Raw genomic sequence first — 17,931 nt, forward strand, 5'->3', positions numbered from 1 at the left:
TCTATCTTAACCGTATCATGTGACTGGAACGGAAGGATAAATGGTCTCTATTCCCTGTAACAGGAAAGCCGTATGTTCGTTGGTCTTGCTTATATTGTGAAAAGAATCCGGGTCAAAAAGATGGGGGGATTTTGACCCGTTTCTTGGTCCACCTACATGAGGCTCCACGAAGGAGCTAGGGATGTCACACCAGCGTTCTGTCTGCAATGTTCACAGACTTGAGTTCCGCCTGGTACGACATGTTGTAATAAATGAAGATAATCCAGTGAGGCAGACACTTTTTCCGGTGAAGGATAATGTCGCTGTACTGTCCCTTCCATAATCGAAAAAATATCGATTCGTTCAGGTAATCTACCAAAAGCAGACTGGCAAAACACAGAAGATAGATGAATAAAAGCTTCTGCTGTATAAGGATCATCATCAACGATAAACTTCTGAACGATCAGGCTCTTGTGTCCGGATGAATCATCCGGTTGCGCTGCTAGTTCAGACACTTGCCATGCTACTTGAAAAATAACCGACAAGTCTGTTTGCAGTTCTGGAACCAAAGTCTGATGCTGTTCATACAACATCATCGGGTAAGGTGCATATTCATTAGCTGCAAGCAACTTGCGAATATTATTCGTTACCATATCTTTGACTTGCCAGTACTGTTGTTCATGATCAAAGTAAGAGATACGCTTGGGCCAACGGAAATCAACCAGTTGACCAATATCACTAATCCCTCTTAGCTCTGGTGACATACTGTAATAACGATTAATCGCATGCCCTATCGCAAATTGTACCCGTTGCTTCCAATGAATAGGCGAAGTCTGGTTACGTGATGCTTTGCGTGTAGGTAGAGACTGATCTTGATTACGATATGTCATGCGTAGCCATTCTTCCAGCTTGTAGTCCTGCAAAACAGGTGAAGCCTGATCGGTAGAATAATTCATATATGCTTAACACCTGCTTTCCAGTCATACGAAGTCTTTTATTACATCTACTCTTGTGTCAGCTAGTGAGCAAGTTATTAGGAATTACCCTACACTTACTGCTACACTTGCAAATTTTTTACCGAATTCACGACAAGTTTCCTTCTCGTCGGATGAAGGATTTAATTCGATCTTCAGCCCTTCTACTACGATATCTGCACCACGCTCTTGCAACTTATTCGAAAGAATATCGACAGCGGCTGCAAATTGTTCATAACAAGTGTCTCCACTTCCGAATACAGCGGCTTTTTTACCGGCAAGGTCTAATTGATCCATATCTTCGTAAAAGTCGAGGAATTCATCTGGCAATTCGCCATCTCCCCAAGTATAAGCGCCAAGGAGTACTGCGTCGTATTCCAAAAGAGTATCCGCATCACAGTCCATTGCTTGCTTGAGTTCAACCTCTCCACCTGTGGATTGTATTCCTTCAGCAATCAAATCTGCAATTTCTTCTGTATTCCCAGTCATGCTGGCGAACACCACTAATATTTTAGACATTGTAATCCTCCCGCATATGTGTTTTCCATGGATTGATCATACTTGATAATGATTCTCATTGTCAACAACGAATTTTAAATTTTTAATTTATTTTTGTTGATGAGGGTATAGAAGTGTCATCATACTAATTAGTATTAGCAATCTGCTGAAAAGAATCTGTGGTCAAGAGCATCTTTTTAAATTGATTGATTAATTTCTTTTGTGTATATGCATCTCCATAATTCCAGGGATTGGCTTCAAGTACATATACATTTCGGTTGCGAACCGCTTTAAGATTTTGCCAGAGCGGACTATTCATTACTCTATAAGCTTCTTCCCTAGCTTGAGGCTCAGCCGATAATAGCATAAAAATATAATCGCCTGTATACTCTGCTAAATGATCCGGTTCAATTTCTTTATATCCACGCTGTGCTTCTATCACTCTACGCATTGCTGGAACATATTCAAATCCTTGATGATGGCAAATCCATGATGACAATCCTATGTTGCCCATCACGAATAAACGTGTTCCTTGTTCAATGGTTAGTACAGAAGCTGTCGTCCCTGTAGCGATAATAGCTTGTAACTCGCTCCACATCTGCGTTACTTCCCTGTGATATGAGTTAAGCCATTTATCGGCTTCTTTGCTGCGGTTGAACCATTGACCAAGCAGTTGTACCCGATGATCTAAACGATCCCATGAATTGAATGTTAATGTAGGCGCAATCGCAGATAATTGGTCATATTTATTTTCATCTGTATGACTAAAAATAATCACATCTGGGGACAATGTTTTTACTTTTTCAATATCTACAGGAAAGCCAATCTCTACAATCTGCTCATCTATAGAGGGTGAGATCATTTGTATATGATCAGATAGATTACTACCAACAGGTATTATACCTAATACCAATAGATCACCTAATGTGTCTCCATAATAGATAATACGTTGTGGAGCTAAAGGAATCTGGACTTGATGCCCTGTCCAGTCTCGAACCATAACATGCTGAACAGCATGACGTATATATTGCTTAGGCGTTAATCCTTCTAACTTTCGAAATTGACGGCTAAAATAATATTCATCTTTGAATCCTACTTCTAGCGCTATTTCTCGAAGTAATCGTTTAGGAAAAGTAAGAAGTAATTGTTTTGCTTTTTCAACACGTAATTGCGTTAAATATTCTAACGGTTTAAACCCTGTAAGTGTCTGGAAAATAGTACTATACTGCCATATTGGAACATCAGATAGTAACGCTAAGCGATTCACTGTCCATTCTTCAGCATAATGAAGATGAATCATATTTATCGTTGATTGTACAGCTTGGGTCACATCAGACCATCTATTTGGAGATAGGCGTGCTTCTAATACGGTTCTAAACATCTGCTGAAATAATAATTGGCAATCATAAGCATATAACGGTTCTAAAGAAGTAGAATCCTTCTGAAGGTAATGTTGATAAAGGTCGTCTAATTGCTGTTGTAGCCATAGCGGTGGATATATTATGATTTCTTCTGCCCCATCCGCAAACCATTGATCATAATATTCAGGTACCCGCTGTGTATGATTAATTACATCAAACGTGACTACATACAGTTCCATATGTTCTATCCCTGTATGATTAAACTGAATCTCTCTACCCGGGCGAATAATCCAGCTTTTACCGGATGACCATGCAACGGATTGACTTTGTATGACGGCGGTACCTTGTCCTTGGATCACATAGATCCATACATACTCTTCTTCTTGTTGGAGCGTGGGTATCCATTCCCACTGTGGAGAGACGAAGGAGACAGAAATATGATCTATAGTTCTGATATGAAAAGATAGTTGGTCTAGCGTAGGTTTTGAAGTCGATATTAACTGCATTTTGTCACTTCCTTTGCTTGATGTAGCCTTATATGTAGACTACATCATAGCACAGGTGATAATGATTATCAGTTAAGGTTAAGGTTGAAGTATCGTTTTCAATTTGGTTAATAACCATTCACGCGTATTCGCATCACTAGAAGACTCTCCCATTTTGATCGTATAGACATGTCCATTTTTGACCGCAGGTATTTGCTTCCAAACTTCATTTTCCATCATTTTATCCGTAGACGCTTGCGCTTCTTTGTCGATAGGATTCAAAATAAAAATACGATCTGCAGAATAATCAGACAACGCTTCTAAAGAAATTTCGGAGAATCCTTCTCCATTGTTCAACAACTTCTGTACAGCAGGTGGCGCTTTGAAAGCCCCTTCTTCATATAACATCTGTGATAATCCTGTACGGAGCATCACAAATAAACGATTCCCAGGATAATATGTTAACACAGTGGCCGTTTCATCCGGCTTTAATACAGTCTTATGCAATTCTTGCCACAATTGCTTGGATTTTTGTTCATATTGCACAATCCATGCATCAGCTTCAGCTTTTTTGTTTATAATATCGCCCAATGCAGGTAAACGTTCTTCCATAGGTGCGAACGTATCAAACATGATCGTTGGTGCAATTTTTGCAAGCTGTGCATAAGCTTTATCATCAGTATCACCTGTAATAATAAGATCAGGTTCTAGTGAAAGAACTTTTTCAATATCAATGGGAGAACCAATATCAACTCCACCCTGCCCTTCTTTTTCAAAAACAGCTCCTTGATAAAAAGTATATGCACTGCCTACAGTTGGAGTATGTAGTACATTCAAATCACCAAATGTTTCTCCATAAAAAATGATGCGTTTCGGTGTGATCGGAATTGCTACAGTATGATTTCTATAATCGGTGTATAAACGTGTCGACTGAGTATCTGCTTGTTCTTTATTTGCTGTAGTTGTTTCTTTCGAAATGTTCCCACAACCTAATAACACTGCACTCATACTTGCGATGAATATCAAAATAATAAGCGATTTACGGTAAATAGATAACACTGAATATTCCCCCTATATATTTATATGTTTCAATTGATAATGATTATCAATCAATATGTGCATTTATCATAGCAAATTCAAATGTATTCTCAATGGACAAAATCAATCAGATCCTGCTTGAATTTGTACAAGTTTATGAAATCGTCTGATTTCACTACATTTCTCTGCAAAATGAATTATAAAATGTAAATATAGCTTCCTTTCATCTATTGTTATACAATGAAATGCGGTAAACTGATAAAGATGGCTTTATAGGCTACTCTGTATATAGATGATTGTACCTAGACAATATCTATCGAGAAATAAAATATAAGGATGGATTATTACATGTATATTGCTGATCAATGGAAAGATTATGAATTAATTGATACGGGCGCAGGTGAGCGTCTGGAGCGTTGGGGCGAAATCTTATTACGTCGTCCAGACCCGCAGATCATCTGGCCTCTTCAATCCGCAGATCGAGACCCGCGTTGGAATCAAGTCCACGGGCATTATCACCGTAGCGCTTCAGGTGGTGGCGAATGGGAATGGAAACGCAAAATTCCAGAACGCTGGAATATTCGCTATGGCGATCTGAATTTTCATATCAAACCGACAAATTTCAAACATACCGGTCTATTCCCTGAACAAGCAGCAAACTGGAGCTGGATGATGGACAAAATCAAAAATGCAGGTCGTCCTATCACGGTCTTGAACTTATTCGCTTATACTGGTGGAGCGACGACTGCTGCTTCTTATGCAGGCGCTGATGTCGTCCACGTAGATGCGGCTAAAGGCATGGTGCAATGGGCAAAAGAAAACCATCAATTGTCCGGTATTGGCGATCGCCCGGTACGCTTTATTACAGATGATGTATTTAAATTTGTACAACGCGAGCAACGTCGTGGTAACAAATACGATGCAATCATTATGGACCCTCCTTCTTACGGACGTGGCCCTGGTGGCGAAATGTGGAAATTGGAATCCAGTCTGTATCCGTTCCTGGAATCTTGCTTGTCGATTATGTCTGACAATCCATTATTTATGCTGATCAACTCGTATACAACAGGAATCGCTCCTACCGTGTTGTCTAATATTTTGAATATGACAATGCAACAACGTTACGGTGGTACCCTTTCTTCTGGTGAAATTGGTCTACCTATCACGAACTCAGGTCTGAATTTACCTTGTGGTATTCTTGGACGCTGGGAAAGCTGAGGAATAACAAATGGAACAACATTCAAATACTAAAGGCAGAGAACCGATTCCTGTTCTTTATGAAGACAATCATATTATCGGCGTTGTAAAGCCAATAAATATTCCTTCTCAAGAAGATCCAACAGGCGATCCAGATATGCTGACGTTGATCAAAGAAGATCTGAAAGAGCGTTATAACAAAGCAGGCAATGTCTATTTGGGATTGATCCACCGTCTGGATCGTCCGGTAGGCGGAGCGATGGTATTTGCCAAAACATCCAAAGCGGCTTCTCGTTTGTCCGAATCTGTACGTAGTCGTACGATGGTGAAACGTTATGTGGCGGTTGTACGTGGTATTCCTACTGTATCCAAAGCAACACTTAAAGACGTGCTTCTTAAAAATTCGCGTACTAATACAGGTACAGTAGTACCAGCAGGAACTACGGGTGGTAAAGAAGCTGTGCTAGATTATGAAGTACTCGCTCAAAATGAGGATTTGAATCTGGCGCTAGTCTTAATTCATTTGCATACCGGACGTTCTCATCAGATTCGTATTCAAATGTCTCATGCAGGTTATCCGTTATTCGGGGATCAAAAGTATGGTGCTGAAGTGAACCGTCGTGGTGAACAATTAGCATTATGGTCAGTCCTGACTGCTGTTCCTCATCCTGTCGGTGGTCGAATGATCTCTATGATCTCACTTCCTCCGCAGACTAAGCCATGGATTGAATGGTCGAGTGATATTTATGAGCAATTGAAGCAACGGTTGGAGCTTGAGTTGGAGCAAACGAAGTTGAAGTAAGTAGAACAAAATTGAGATGATGTGTGAAATTAATCTCAGTATTGTATAAATAGGATACAAAAAAGCTTTTCCATTGCCTTGTAATCAAGGAGCGGAAAAGCTTTTTTGTATCCTATTTATATTGGAATATTAATTCAGCAAAAATTTAATTTTAGAAATCTGTACTGGTGTTTTGGTGTACATGCGCTTCGAGAATAGCTATTCTTTCCGTCGCTGTTAAGAAGGGATATTTTGAATCACTGCTTAGAGCAGTAAATATCCCTTCTTAAAGGCGAGCGCTTCGCTCTTTCAGAATCATCTATTCTCTTCGCTTCGTGCATAAAGATACTTTGAGTTTTCACTATTTCAAAATATAATATTATAATTGTATCGTTTTTTTGCTTCACTATTTAACATACGTCAAATTGTTGTTAGGCGATGAATATGTACAAAAAACTTCTCTTGCTGTCTGTAGATAGCAAGAGAAGTTTTTTTTATAGCATTATTTTATTTTCACTTAAAAAAATCAGGTAGAGCCGTTAGAAGATAAATCTTCTACAATTCCGCTAATACTATCTGCTTTGTCCATTTCGACAATCTGTTTACCAATATGTCTACGTTCATCGGTTTGTAGTGCGGCTTTGCTATTGAATCCGATCATGCGATTAGGAGGTAAAATAGCTAGGAATGAACGATGTTCTTCGCAGACAAAAGCACCGATAATACGATTACCATTAGGTTTGGAACGTTTACCTTCTTTGAACTCAAAAGTGGATAATCCTTTACCACCGCGACTTTGCGTCTGATACTGTAACAATGAAGTACGTTTGGCATAACCGAGATCGGTAATGACCATCAATTGTCCTTCTTCTCCATCTACCCATAAGACTACAGCAACTTCATCGTCTCCAACCAGTTGAATCCCACGTACACCTGCTGCTACACGACCCATTGGATTGACTTCTTCGGCGCGGAAACGGATACTCATACCGTCTTTGGTAATTAGCATCAAGTCTCTTGCTTGTCCTGCCCGGGTGACTGAGATCACTTCATCCCCATCCCCTAGCTTACAAGCAGCGACTGCTCCTGAACGCTTAGTTGCATACTCTTTAATTTCTGTACGCTTCACTTGACCTCGCTTGGTGACAAAGATCAAATCTGCTTGTTCTTCTTCAAAATTACGAACAGGAATCATCGTTACGATGCGATCTTCACGAGTCATCGGAATAATATTTACAATCGCTTTTCCTGTTTCTTTCCATTTGAAGTCAGGAATCTGATGAACAGGCAATAAGAAATATTGTCCTCGCTGTGTAAATACAAGCAGACTATCCAGTGTATTTACATTTATCACATCACGAATATAATCATCTTCCTTAGCACCTGATCCATTGCGTTCTCCACCGGAACGATTGAAAGACATCATACTGGTACGCTTAATATAACCATCGTTAGAAAGGCTAACCAGTACATCTTCGGAATTAATCATCACTTCAAGATTAACTTTTAATTCTTCAACTTCATCTTGAATAATCGAACGACGATTAATACCATGCTTATCATGAATTTCCATTAATTCTTTTTTGATCAATCCAACTAGCTTTTTATCGCTACCAAGAATCGCACGGAAATTCGTAATTTTTTTCTGGATATCATTCAGTTCTTTTTCAACCTGATTAATTTCTAGATTGGTTATGCGATACAATTGAAGCGTCAAAATAGCATCTGCTTGGCGTTCAGTAAGACCAAACATCCATTGCAAATTATTTTGTGCATCCTGACGGTTTTTAGACGCTTTGATTGCTGCAATCACTTCATCCAATACATTTAGCGCTTTAGCCAGACCTTCTAATACGTGTGCACGATCTTCAACTTTATCAAGATCATGTTGTGTACGACGTGTCACCACTTCACGTTGATGAGCAATATAAGCTTCCAGAATACTTTTAAGTCCCATTTGCTGAGGAGCTTTATTTACAATCGCTACCATATTGAAGTTATAAGTAACTTGTAGATCGGTTTTTTTGAGCAAATAAGCAAGAATTCCTTGTGCATCTGCTTCTTTTTTCAGTTCAATAACGATCCGTAGTCCATCGCGTCCACTTTCATCACGAACTTCAGCGATACCTTCTACTTTTTTCTCAAGCCGTATATTTTCCATCGCGGTGACAAGGCGAACTTTAACAACTTGATAAGGAATCTCGGTAATAACGATCTGTTGTTTGCCGCCACGTAATGTTTCGATTTCGGTTTTGGAACGTACGTAAATACGTCCTTTCCCTGTGGAGTACGCATCTCGTATGCCGTCTCCGCCCATAATTGTACCACCTGTTGGAAAATCAGGGCCTTTGATATAATTCATCAATTCAGGCAATTCCATTTCTGGATTTTCCATTAACGCAATACAGCCTTCAATCACTTCGCGTAGACTGTGCGGAGGAATTTCAGTAGCAAAACCAGACGAAATTCCGCTTACTCCGTTCACTAACAAGTTAGGATAACGAGAAGGTAAAACGACCGGCTCTTGCGTCGTATTATCGAAATTATCTTTAAATTGTACGGTGTTGCGATCAATATCACGCAAAATTTCCATCGCTATCGAAGATAGCCGAGCTTCTGTATAACGCATTGCTGCTGCTGGATCATCATCAGGAGATCCCCAGTTACCATGTCCATCGACAAGCGTATGACTCATTTTCCATGGTTGTGCCATCCGTACCATACCATCATAGATCGATGAATCACCATGAGGGTGATAATTACCCATCACATCGCCGACCGTTTTGGCAGATTTGCGGTATCCTTTTTCAGGAGTATTGCCCGAGTCGTACATTGCGTACAAAATACGGCGTTGTACCGGCTTTAATCCATCACGAACATCAGGAATTGCGCGGTCTTGAATAATATATTTAGAGTAGCGACCAAAACGGTCTCCAACGATTTCTTCTAGAAATGCTGGCAAAAATTTATCGTTATTTTCAATAGCCATCCGTTCACCTTACCTTCCGAGCTTATCGCCGGATAATTTTGAAGCCGCCGCAGAGTACAGAGGGAAGTGAATACCATTCCAACCAAGTACGGTATGATGCTCACTTCCATCTGCACTAACGCAGCGGCTCATTTAGTTTCATCATTACTAAAATTCAATTTACATATTATCTAGTGTATTACTCTACATATTCTGTAAAGTCTACATTTTCTACAATCCAACGTTTACGAGGATCGACTTTATCACCCATCAGTGTAGATACACGACGCTCTGCTTTGGCAGCATCTTCGATCTGCACCTGCAATAACGTACGACTTTCAGGATTCATCGTTGTCTCCCATAATTGCTCGGGATTCATTTCTCCTAATCCTTTATAGCGTTGCAAATCGACGTTTTTGCCAAACTCTTTCATCGATTGGTTCAATTCTTCGTCTGTCCATACATAACGTTCTTGCGATTTTTTACCTGCACGTTGAGAAATTTTGTACAACGGAGGTTGAGCAATATAGACTTTACCATTATCGATCAATTGCTTCATATAACGGTAGAAGAACGTTAGTAACAAGACTTGAATATGAGCACCATCGGTATCCGCATCGGTCATAATAATGATTTTGGAGTAGTTGCTATCTTCTATCGCAAATTCTGTTCCTACTCCTGCTCCAATAGCAGAAATAATCGCCCGATACTCTTCATTTTTCATCACATCAGCAAGTTTGGATTTCTCCGGATTCATCGGTTTACCTTTGAGTGGTAAGATCGCTTGAATTTTGGAATCTCGTCCTTGCTTCGCAGAACCACCTGCCGAATCTCCTTCGACGATAAATAGTTCATTTTTAGAAAAATCTTTGGATTGCGCAGGGCTTAGCTTACCGTTCAGATTCGAACTTTCACTGCGTTTGCGTCCTGTACGCATATCGTCACGTGCTTTACGAGCCGCTTCGCGTGCACGAGAAGCTTGAACCGCTTTTTTAATCAGTTTTTGGCCGACTTGTGGGTTTTCTTCAAGAAAACGTTGCATATTTTCAGCGACGACAGCATCTACTGCTCCACGTGCGGAAGAACTACCCAGTTGGTCTTTCGTTTGACCCACAAATTCTACATCTGACATTTTGACGCTGATTACCGCCATCATGCCTTCACGTAAATCTCCACCTTCGAGGTTTTTATCTTTTTCTTTGATAAGCGCTGTTTTGCGAGCATAATCATTTAATACGCGAGTGTATGCTGTTCTGAATCCTGTCTCATGTGTACCACCGCCCCGTGTAGGGATCGAATTAACAAATGAAGCAAGCGTCTCGGTATACCCTGCATTGTACTGCATCGCTACTTCGACTTCGATATCTTCACGTTCAATATTGAAATGAATAACATCATGCAATACATCTTTACCTTCATTCAGAAATTCTACGAATTGACTAGCTCCACCTTCATAATAAAAACGATCTTCTTTATCATTACGGTCGTCTTTTAGCAAAATTTCTAGTCCTGAATTTAGAAAAGCAATCTCTTGCAGACGTTCAGCAAGCGTATCATAATTCAATGCTATCCCCTGTTGGAACACACGAATATCTGGTTTGAATGTAACTTTTGTTCCTGTAATTTTGGTTTTGCCAATCACTTCTAGACCACTTCCAGGTTCACCTACATGTTCTTTGCCTTTTTTATCAACCCAATATTCAAAACGTTGACGATGAATACCACCATCACGATAAATTTCTACTTCCAGCCACTCGGATAAAGCGTTGGTTACAGAAGCACCAACTCCATGTAGACCTCCGGACTTTTTGTATCCTCCACCGCCGAATTTACCTCCAGCATGCAAAATGGTAAATACAACCTGTGGTGTAGGTACTCCACTTTTATGCATTCCTGTTGGAATACCACGTCCGTTATCAAAAACTGTAACTGAACCATCTTTGTTCAGTGAAATCTCAATTTTTGAACAATGTTTTGCCAAATGCTCGTCAACTGCGTTGTCCACAATCTCCCATACGAGATGATGAAGCCCAGATGAACTTGTACTACCGATATACATCCCCGGACGTTTCCGTACGGCAACCAGCCCTTCAAGCACCTGAATGTCGTCAGCATCATACCCGGAAACTGGCGGATTAACATTACCACGGGATGAATTTGTGAGTGAATCGATCTTTTCGACCATTCATGGTCCCCCTCTTTAATCTAAATATTGCTTTGTTCTGTTAGACCTTCGATTAGCATTATAAATCTTAGGCGAAAATTATACCATAGGTAAATCAATAATCGCGCTTGACCCCGAACTATCATATCATACGCTTTTATTTTGTCGACCATTTTGATTTACATAAAATGTAATTATCGTTTAAGTTATTTCTATAATGCAAACACATGTTTCCATTTATCTTTTAAGTGTAATCTAATCTTTTCATTTCGTAAAGATACTTCTAGCATTATTCTACGATTTCCCATTATATTAGCATGGATGATCTTTTGTAAATAAACTTGCCTGCTGATCCTAAATAAGATTAGCAGGCATAAAAAACATACTTTTTAATTGAGTACATCTCTTTTTGTAAAAACAGCAAACGAAATAATAACAGATACGAATGCCCATACAGCTAATACTCCTAGTGAGAATGGCAAAGTCATTCCTTCTATGGGTGCCGGGCTACCTGACAGGTAATTCGTTAATCCCAGATTGACCATAAATAAATATTTAGCAGTGCTCCAAGAAGCCGCCATATTGGTCAATATCGTTCCTGCGATCAACGAAGCCATCATAATCACAATACTGGCTGCGGTACTACGCACCAACACAGATACCATAAAGGCAAGTAACCCGACTGTCAAACCGACAAACCAGATCAGTCCCATTTGCATCAAAATAAATTGCCATTGTGCTACAGCATGTACCGTACTCATATCGGTTCCGGTATCGCTTGGCTGGAATCCGGTAAATACAGGGATATTAAATCCACTATAGCCAAATGCTGCACCTGAGATCACATAGGAAATAATAAAGGTACAGACGACAATCAACGAGACAAACATCGTCAGCGTAATCAATTTACTCAATAATACTTTCCACCTGCGAATCGGCCTTGTCAGCAACATTTTAATCGTTCCGCCTGTTCGTTCAGCAGATACAAGGTCAGAAGCGATGGTCATAATCAGCAGTGGAATAAATAAACTACTGGAATTGTCCAAAAACTCACGTGTAAATGTAACTCCACCCGGTTCATTTGGATTCACATCATTTTCTAAATAATATTGCATCTGTTGTACAAACACACGACGATACTTTTTCCATTCTTCGGGTACACGATCACTACCTAAAGAATTCTGATTATCAGTGATCGCTTGCTGTAATTCCACACGCCAGTCTTCACCAAACTTTGTGCGATTCTCCTGAGCTTGACGCATCTGTGCATAAGTAAACATCGGTACCAGTACCAATAAAACCAATAGCACGACATAAAATCTTTTTTTCTTAATGATTTTGATCGTCTCATTCTGTACCAATGGCCATATACTATTCAATAAATTCACCTTCTGTCACGCCCAGAAATAGTTGTTCCAGCGTCGGGCTAAGTTTGCGTACATTATGAATCTGAACCCCTGCTTGTACAAGAGTCGCTATCGTTGTTGAGATATCTTCTTCCGGTGTCGCTGTGATAATGGAGTTCGTTCGAAGCGAAGCGGCTGTATCGTTATCGATATTAGAACTTTCTAAATCAAGCACTTGAATAGAAGGAATAGATTGTAGAATCTGTTCTCCTTGCATCTGAGGCTCTAGTTCCCAAATCACCAGATGCTGTGTATCTTCTACCAGTTCAGTTACTCCACCTACAGCAATCACGCTTCCCCGCCCTACAATCGCGACCCGATCACAAAGCAGTTGGATCTCACTTAATAAATGACTGGATACAAATACAGCCATACCTTGCGCTGCTAATTCGCGAATAAAAATGCGCATATCTCGAATCCCTTTAGGATCAAGTCCATTGGTTGGTTCATCCAAAATAAGCAATCTAGGGCGACCTAACAACGCTTGAGCAATGCCGAGCCGTTGACGCATCCCTAGCGAGTACTTGCTTACTTTATCGTGAATACGCTCATCCAGACGAACGATTTCAGTCACTTCTTGAATCCGTTCTTCATCAACTCCTGGCTGCATACGTGCAAAATGCTCCAGGTTTTCCCAGCCTGTCAGATAGGGATACATTTCAGGATTTTCAACGATTGAACCGACATACGCTAATGCTTTTTCCGGTTGCTTGGTGACATCGTAGCCACAAATATTTATCGTTCCTTCAGTCGGACGAATTAAATTGACTAACATTCGAATAGTCGTTGTTTTACCTGCACCATTGGGTCCTAAAAAGCCAAAAATTTCACCTGCTTTGACTTCGAAAGTGACGTCTTTGATAATCCACTTTTTGCCGATTTTCTTTTTGACATGTTGCACAGATAATACAATCTCTTCTTGAGATGATGTAGACTGCGAATGGGTAACTGTAGACTTCGAATCGATCATGGTCTAGCTCCTCTCTCATTTCCATATACGCTATCAATCATTATTCGATACTTTGGACGACACGTTCTGCAATTTGTTCATAACCTGTACCATTAGGATGGAAATGATCAGAAGATAAATATTTATTTATATTTTGCTGAAATAGATCAAAGGTAGGGATCAGCGACATATTAGATTGACTATTAATAATATTCATTGCTGTCGTATTCCATGTAGTAACAGCTTCATTACCGGGTACACGCAGTTCAGGTAAATCAGAAAATGGATTATACAGTCCGAGGTACAAAATATGAGCATCTGGATTAATTTTAGCGATCCGCTCTAATATTTGTTGTAGTGTTTTACTTGCTTTGGGAAGATTAACTAGTAGTTGTTGTTCGGTTGGTGCTTGTTGCTGATTATTACCTAGTGCTTCACCGGCGTTAAATAAATCATTAGCACCGATCGATACAAAAATCATATTCGATTGTTGCAAAACATGCTGTACACCCGGTTGTTCTAGTGAAGATAAAACCGCTGCTGTTTTTTGTCCATTAATGCCTAGATTAGCGATTAATTTAGCATCTTTGCCGTCTTTTTGCAGTAAATCTACAGTACGACGAGCAAATCCGCTACCATCATCGTCTCCTGTACCTTTAGCAAGCGAATCGCCCAACACTGTCACCCGAAAAGAACCGTCTGCATTAGCGGTGGATGTCGCTGTTTCACTTGTGGCAGGATCTATAGATGCCGTACCTGTATACGTGCTACCTACAGGATGTAATACATCAGAAATCGCATAAATAAAGCCGCCAATCAATACAATCGTGGCTACAATAGATGAGATACCTGTGATTCGCCAGATACGCACTGACGATTTGGATGATTTCATAATTTGTCCTCCTGTGCTGAAAATATGAACAACATCTGCCACTTGGTATGATGACTCGCGGTTCATTATTAAGATAGGTTATCTATCTATTATATACAGTACGTACGCAACTTCCAAACAGTTAGAAACTATCACATCGATTTTAATAATAAATATAGCAAAAAGAAGATGGTTGAGATTGATCTACCACCTTCTTCATATCTACTTATTTACATTTTAATATTATTGTTTTGCTTTCTTTTTTTCTTTTTTCCCTTTTTTATCATCCGAAGCATGAATCATTTCGACCAATTTGGCATACAATAGTTCAGGCGTTTCTTCGCATATAAGAGTTTTTTTACCTACTAAAGCGATCGGTTGTTTACGACAGGATTTACATTCACTCAAGCAACTTTTTTGTTTTTGTTTGATATCGGGGAACTCTTTTTTAAGTGCTTTATATACTTGCTTTGTACCTAATTTTTCATTTTTTGTACAATATTTGATCGTTTTCATCGCTTGTTGTCTCCTCTATGTGTTGCTACATGACGATAATGTACTCTTCTTTACCCTAATCACTATCGTTATGTAACGATTATACTTCTTATAAGTATATAAAAATACCTGCTTCCTTCTCAAAAAGAAAGGAAACAGGTATTTGGGTATTTCTTTTTAAATCTTATCACTCAAAAATCATTATACTTTTCTTTAATTTTACTTTTGTCTGATTTTATTTTCCTATAAAGTCCTGTACCCATACTCCATTCTGGTATCCTACGCCTATAGCAGTAAAATTGGAACTAAGAATGTTGGCTTTGTGACCGGAGCTGTTCATCCATGACTTCATGACTTGAGCAGGAGAAGCCTGTCCTTTGGCGATATTCTCCCCGGCGGCACGATAACTGATGCCATAGGTTTTCATCATTTCAAAAGGGGTTCCGTACGTTGGTGATGTGTGATCAAAATAATTATTTTTGAACATATCAATTGCTTTATCCTGTGCCATTGTTTGGAGCTTGCTGTCTACAGATAACGCTTTGAGACCTACTTTGGCACGTTCCTGATTCACTAGTTCTACGACTTGGTCTGCAAATGCAGAGGTATCGGCTGTAGCGCTCTGACTGGCATATAAAGGTTTAGAAGTTGATTTCACATGGTACGTAGCAGCTTGGGCAGGAGCTGCTATCGTTACGGCTACAAGGACTGCTGCGGCAGCAGTTGAGGTGATACGCTTGAATAAAGTACGTTTGTTGTTCAATGGTGTTCCTCCTTTAGATTCAGAATCACCATGTATTTTACCATCTAATGGTATTTCATTTCCAACTTTGCTCCAAATTGCAAAGCAAAAAGGCACCAGAGATAGCTCTGATGCCTTTTCGAAAGGTGTGGCTGTGTATAGCGGAATTACATTTTTTTAATGTACCGGCATCCGATCTTCTCATAGCCCATATGTTGATAAAAAGAGCATGAGGATAGACGTTCGTCACGGTTCATTCCTGTTACATAGACAGAGTGATCTCCAGCTTCATTTGCTTGCTTTTCAGCTTGAGCAATCAATTCACGTCCAATACCTTGACCACGATAATTCGCAGAAATGATTAGACCTGTAATTTGTGAAGTCTGTTGTCCTGTCTCATATGAAGTCTCACGGTACATAGCGATCATACCGACGACCTGTCCTTCACGTTCTGCAACAAGAGTCAAAAATTGCGGTTTGCCTTCCAGCGCTTCCATCCGGTCGCGCAGTACACTTTCCGTCATCGGATAACGAAGTTCACGCATTAAAGCAGTTAGAGCTTGAACATCTTTACTTTCGAATTTACGGACTTCTGCAACAGGCATTAATACACTAGTCGACATGTACATACTCCTCTTTTAGCAGAGCTGCCGCTTGCACGGCTCGCTTCCGCGCGATTTCCACACTTTCATCCGCACTGAGAGCTACAGCCATTCGGCGACCCGGCTTGGTCTCCGGCTTACCGAATACACGTACTTGCGTACGGGGTAACTTCAATGCTTCATCTATTCCGCCAACGACAAAATCTTTGGAAGCTTGTGTTGCTTTGAGTGTCGCTGATGCACCAGGGGTTAACAAGTGAATACTCGGAATCTCAAAACCAAGAATCGCTCGCACATGCAGAGCAAACTCTGATAAATCTTGAGTAATCATTGTAACCATTCCTGTATCATGCGGTCTTGGCGACACTTCGCTAAATACAACACCATCCGGGGTTAGAAAGAGTTCGACACCGAACAATCCGTATCCACCCAGACGTTCTGTAATGGTTGCAGCAATACGTTGCGCTTCTTCTAGCTGTGATGCAGTCATTGGGTGCGGTTGCCACGACTCCACATAGTCTCCATCGCGTTGAATATGACCGATTGGCGGACAAAACAACGTTCCAGAGGCACAACGCACCGTAAGCAGTGTAATCTCACTTTCAAAATGAACAAAAGCTTCTACAATAACACGAACTGATTTGCCTCTTGCTCCTTCAAGCGCCGCATCCCAACATGCCGAAGCATCTTCAGGTGTACGACATACGCTCTGCCCTTTGCCAGACGAGCTCATAAGCGGCTTTACTACGCAGGGTGTTCCAAGTACTGCAACAGCCTCTTTCAGTTGCTCCAAATTATCAGCGAATCGGTACGCAGCAGTAGGCAATCCAAGTGTCTCGGATGCCAGACGGCGTATCCCCTCACGATCCATCGTTAATTGGGCTGCAACTGCGGTAGGCACTACATTGTAGCCTTCTTGCTCTAGTTCTACCAGAACATCTGTCGCAATCGCTTCAATCTCAGGTACAATGTAATCCGGTTGTTCACTGATAATGACTTCTCTTAGCTTGTCGCCATCGAGCATATCAATCACATGAGAACGATGAGCAACCTGCATCGCAGGTGCATCCGGATAGCGGTCAACAGCAATACATTCAATACCGAGCCGCTGAGCTTCGATCACTACTTCCTTGCCAAGTTCTCCACTCCCAAGCATCAACATCCGTTTCGCTTGACGAGAATTTGGGGCCCCCCACATGATAGACAGCACTCCCTTATACACATGTTTTGCACTGCAACCTACATGGTACTGCTTACGTCATTTTGCGTATTGAATCTGTTCCCATTCAACATTTGCTAGCACATTGTAAAATTTCCGACGAATTTCCTTTTAAACTTTACAATGTGATGACACTTTCTATTCTCTTACCTAATGAGCAAGATTGCAAGTCACTTTACCTAAATTTTTTGACAATTCTCGT

General features: G+C 40.4%; 16 protein-coding genes. 2 read left to right on the forward strand and 14 right to left on the reverse strand.

Features of this window, described 5'->3' with window-relative positions; all coding sequences use genetic code 11:
- Positions 1-152 precede the first annotated feature (152 nt).
- The 4 genes from QCD85_RS07490 to QCD85_RS07505 form a co-directional block, all read right to left on the reverse strand.
- On the reverse strand, positions 153-935 hold the full coding sequence (locus QCD85_RS07490; protein ID WP_301262169.1) for a hypothetical protein: 783 nt from the start codon (positions 933-935) through the stop codon (positions 153-155).
- Between the two features lie 84 nt (positions 936-1,019).
- Complete coding sequence (locus QCD85_RS07495; protein WP_273612796.1) at positions 1,020-1,472, reverse strand: flavodoxin; 453 nt, start codon at positions 1,470-1,472, stop codon at positions 1,020-1,022.
- A gap of 124 nt (positions 1,473-1,596) precedes the next feature.
- Positions 1,597-3,318: an AraC family transcriptional regulator gene (locus QCD85_RS07500; protein ID WP_301262170.1), complete on the reverse strand. Its 1,722-nt coding sequence runs from the start codon at positions 3,316-3,318 to the stop codon at positions 1,597-1,599.
- Positions 3,319-3,396: 78 nt separating this feature from the next.
- Positions 3,397-4,356, reverse strand: a complete 960-nt coding sequence (locus QCD85_RS07505; protein ID WP_301262171.1) for an ABC transporter substrate-binding protein — start codon at positions 4,354-4,356, stop codon at positions 3,397-3,399.
- 327 nt (positions 4,357-4,683) lie between these two features.
- Between QCD85_RS07505 and QCD85_RS07510 the strand changes: the two genes are divergently transcribed.
- Both QCD85_RS07510 and QCD85_RS07515 read left to right on the forward strand, forming a co-directional pair.
- Positions 4,684-5,553, forward strand: a complete 870-nt coding sequence (locus tag QCD85_RS07510) for a class I SAM-dependent methyltransferase (protein WP_273612797.1) — start codon at positions 4,684-4,686, stop codon at positions 5,551-5,553.
- Between the two features lie 10 nt (positions 5,554-5,563).
- Entirely contained in the window at positions 5,564-6,334 is a 771-nt protein-coding gene (locus QCD85_RS07515) for an RluA family pseudouridine synthase (protein ID WP_301262172.1), read from the forward strand.
- Between the two features lie 505 nt (positions 6,335-6,839).
- Here the strand turns inward: QCD85_RS07515 and gyrA are convergent.
- The 10 genes from gyrA to purT all read right to left on the reverse strand — a co-directional run bounded on the left by gyrA (position 6,840) and on the right by purT (position 17,708).
- Complete coding sequence (gene gyrA / locus QCD85_RS07520) at positions 6,840-9,302, reverse strand: DNA gyrase subunit A (protein ID WP_441005605.1); 2,463 nt, start codon at positions 9,300-9,302, stop codon at positions 6,840-6,842.
- A gap of 9 nt (positions 9,303-9,311) precedes the next feature.
- The gene (locus QCD85_RS07525) at positions 9,312-9,434 is read right to left on the reverse strand and encodes a hypothetical protein (RefSeq protein ID WP_273612799.1); all 123 of its coding nucleotides are present in this window, start codon (positions 9,432-9,434) and stop codon (positions 9,312-9,314) included.
- Between the two features lie 46 nt (positions 9,435-9,480).
- On the reverse strand, positions 9,481-11,466 hold the full coding sequence (gene parE / locus QCD85_RS07530; RefSeq protein WP_301262173.1) for a DNA topoisomerase IV subunit B: 1,986 nt from the start codon (positions 11,464-11,466) through the stop codon (positions 9,481-9,483).
- Between the two features lie 368 nt (positions 11,467-11,834).
- Positions 11,835-12,824 carry an ABC transporter permease gene (locus tag QCD85_RS07535; protein ID WP_273612801.1) on the reverse strand — a complete coding sequence of 330 codons (990 nt, stop codon included), beginning with the start codon at positions 12,822-12,824 and terminating at the stop codon, positions 11,835-11,837.
- Positions 12,817-13,821, reverse strand: coding sequence for an ABC transporter ATP-binding protein (locus tag QCD85_RS07540; RefSeq protein ID WP_301262174.1), 1,005 nt, complete (start codon positions 13,819-13,821; stop codon positions 12,817-12,819). The genes QCD85_RS07535 and QCD85_RS07540 overlap by 8 nt, the downstream gene beginning before the upstream one ends.
- 40 nt (positions 13,822-13,861) lie before the next feature.
- On the reverse strand, positions 13,862-14,692 hold the full coding sequence (locus QCD85_RS07545; RefSeq protein ID WP_301262175.1) for a GDSL-type esterase/lipase family protein: 831 nt from the start codon (positions 14,690-14,692) through the stop codon (positions 13,862-13,864).
- A gap of 222 nt (positions 14,693-14,914) precedes the next feature.
- Complete coding sequence (locus QCD85_RS07550) at positions 14,915-15,187, reverse strand: DUF1450 domain-containing protein (protein WP_273612804.1); 273 nt, start codon at positions 15,185-15,187, stop codon at positions 14,915-14,917.
- Between the two features lie 214 nt (positions 15,188-15,401).
- On the reverse strand, positions 15,402-15,929 hold the full coding sequence (locus tag QCD85_RS07555; RefSeq protein WP_441005606.1) for a CAP domain-containing protein: 528 nt from the start codon (positions 15,927-15,929) through the stop codon (positions 15,402-15,404).
- Positions 15,930-16,075: 146 nt separating this feature from the next.
- Positions 16,076-16,531 carry a GNAT family N-acetyltransferase gene (locus tag QCD85_RS07560; protein WP_161594173.1) on the reverse strand — a complete coding sequence of 152 codons (456 nt, stop codon included), beginning with the start codon at positions 16,529-16,531 and terminating at the stop codon, positions 16,076-16,078.
- Entirely contained in the window at positions 16,521-17,708 is a 1,188-nt protein-coding gene (gene purT, locus QCD85_RS07565) for a formate-dependent phosphoribosylglycinamide formyltransferase (protein WP_274172448.1), read from the reverse strand. The genes QCD85_RS07560 and purT overlap by 11 nt, the downstream gene beginning before the upstream one ends.
- Positions 17,709-17,931: the final 223 nt, after the last annotated feature.

The sequence above is a fragment of the Paenibacillus sp. PsM32 genome, from assembly GCF_030433815.1.
Taxonomy (GTDB): domain Bacteria; phylum Bacillota; class Bacilli; order Paenibacillales; family Paenibacillaceae; genus Saccharibacillus; species Saccharibacillus kyungheensis.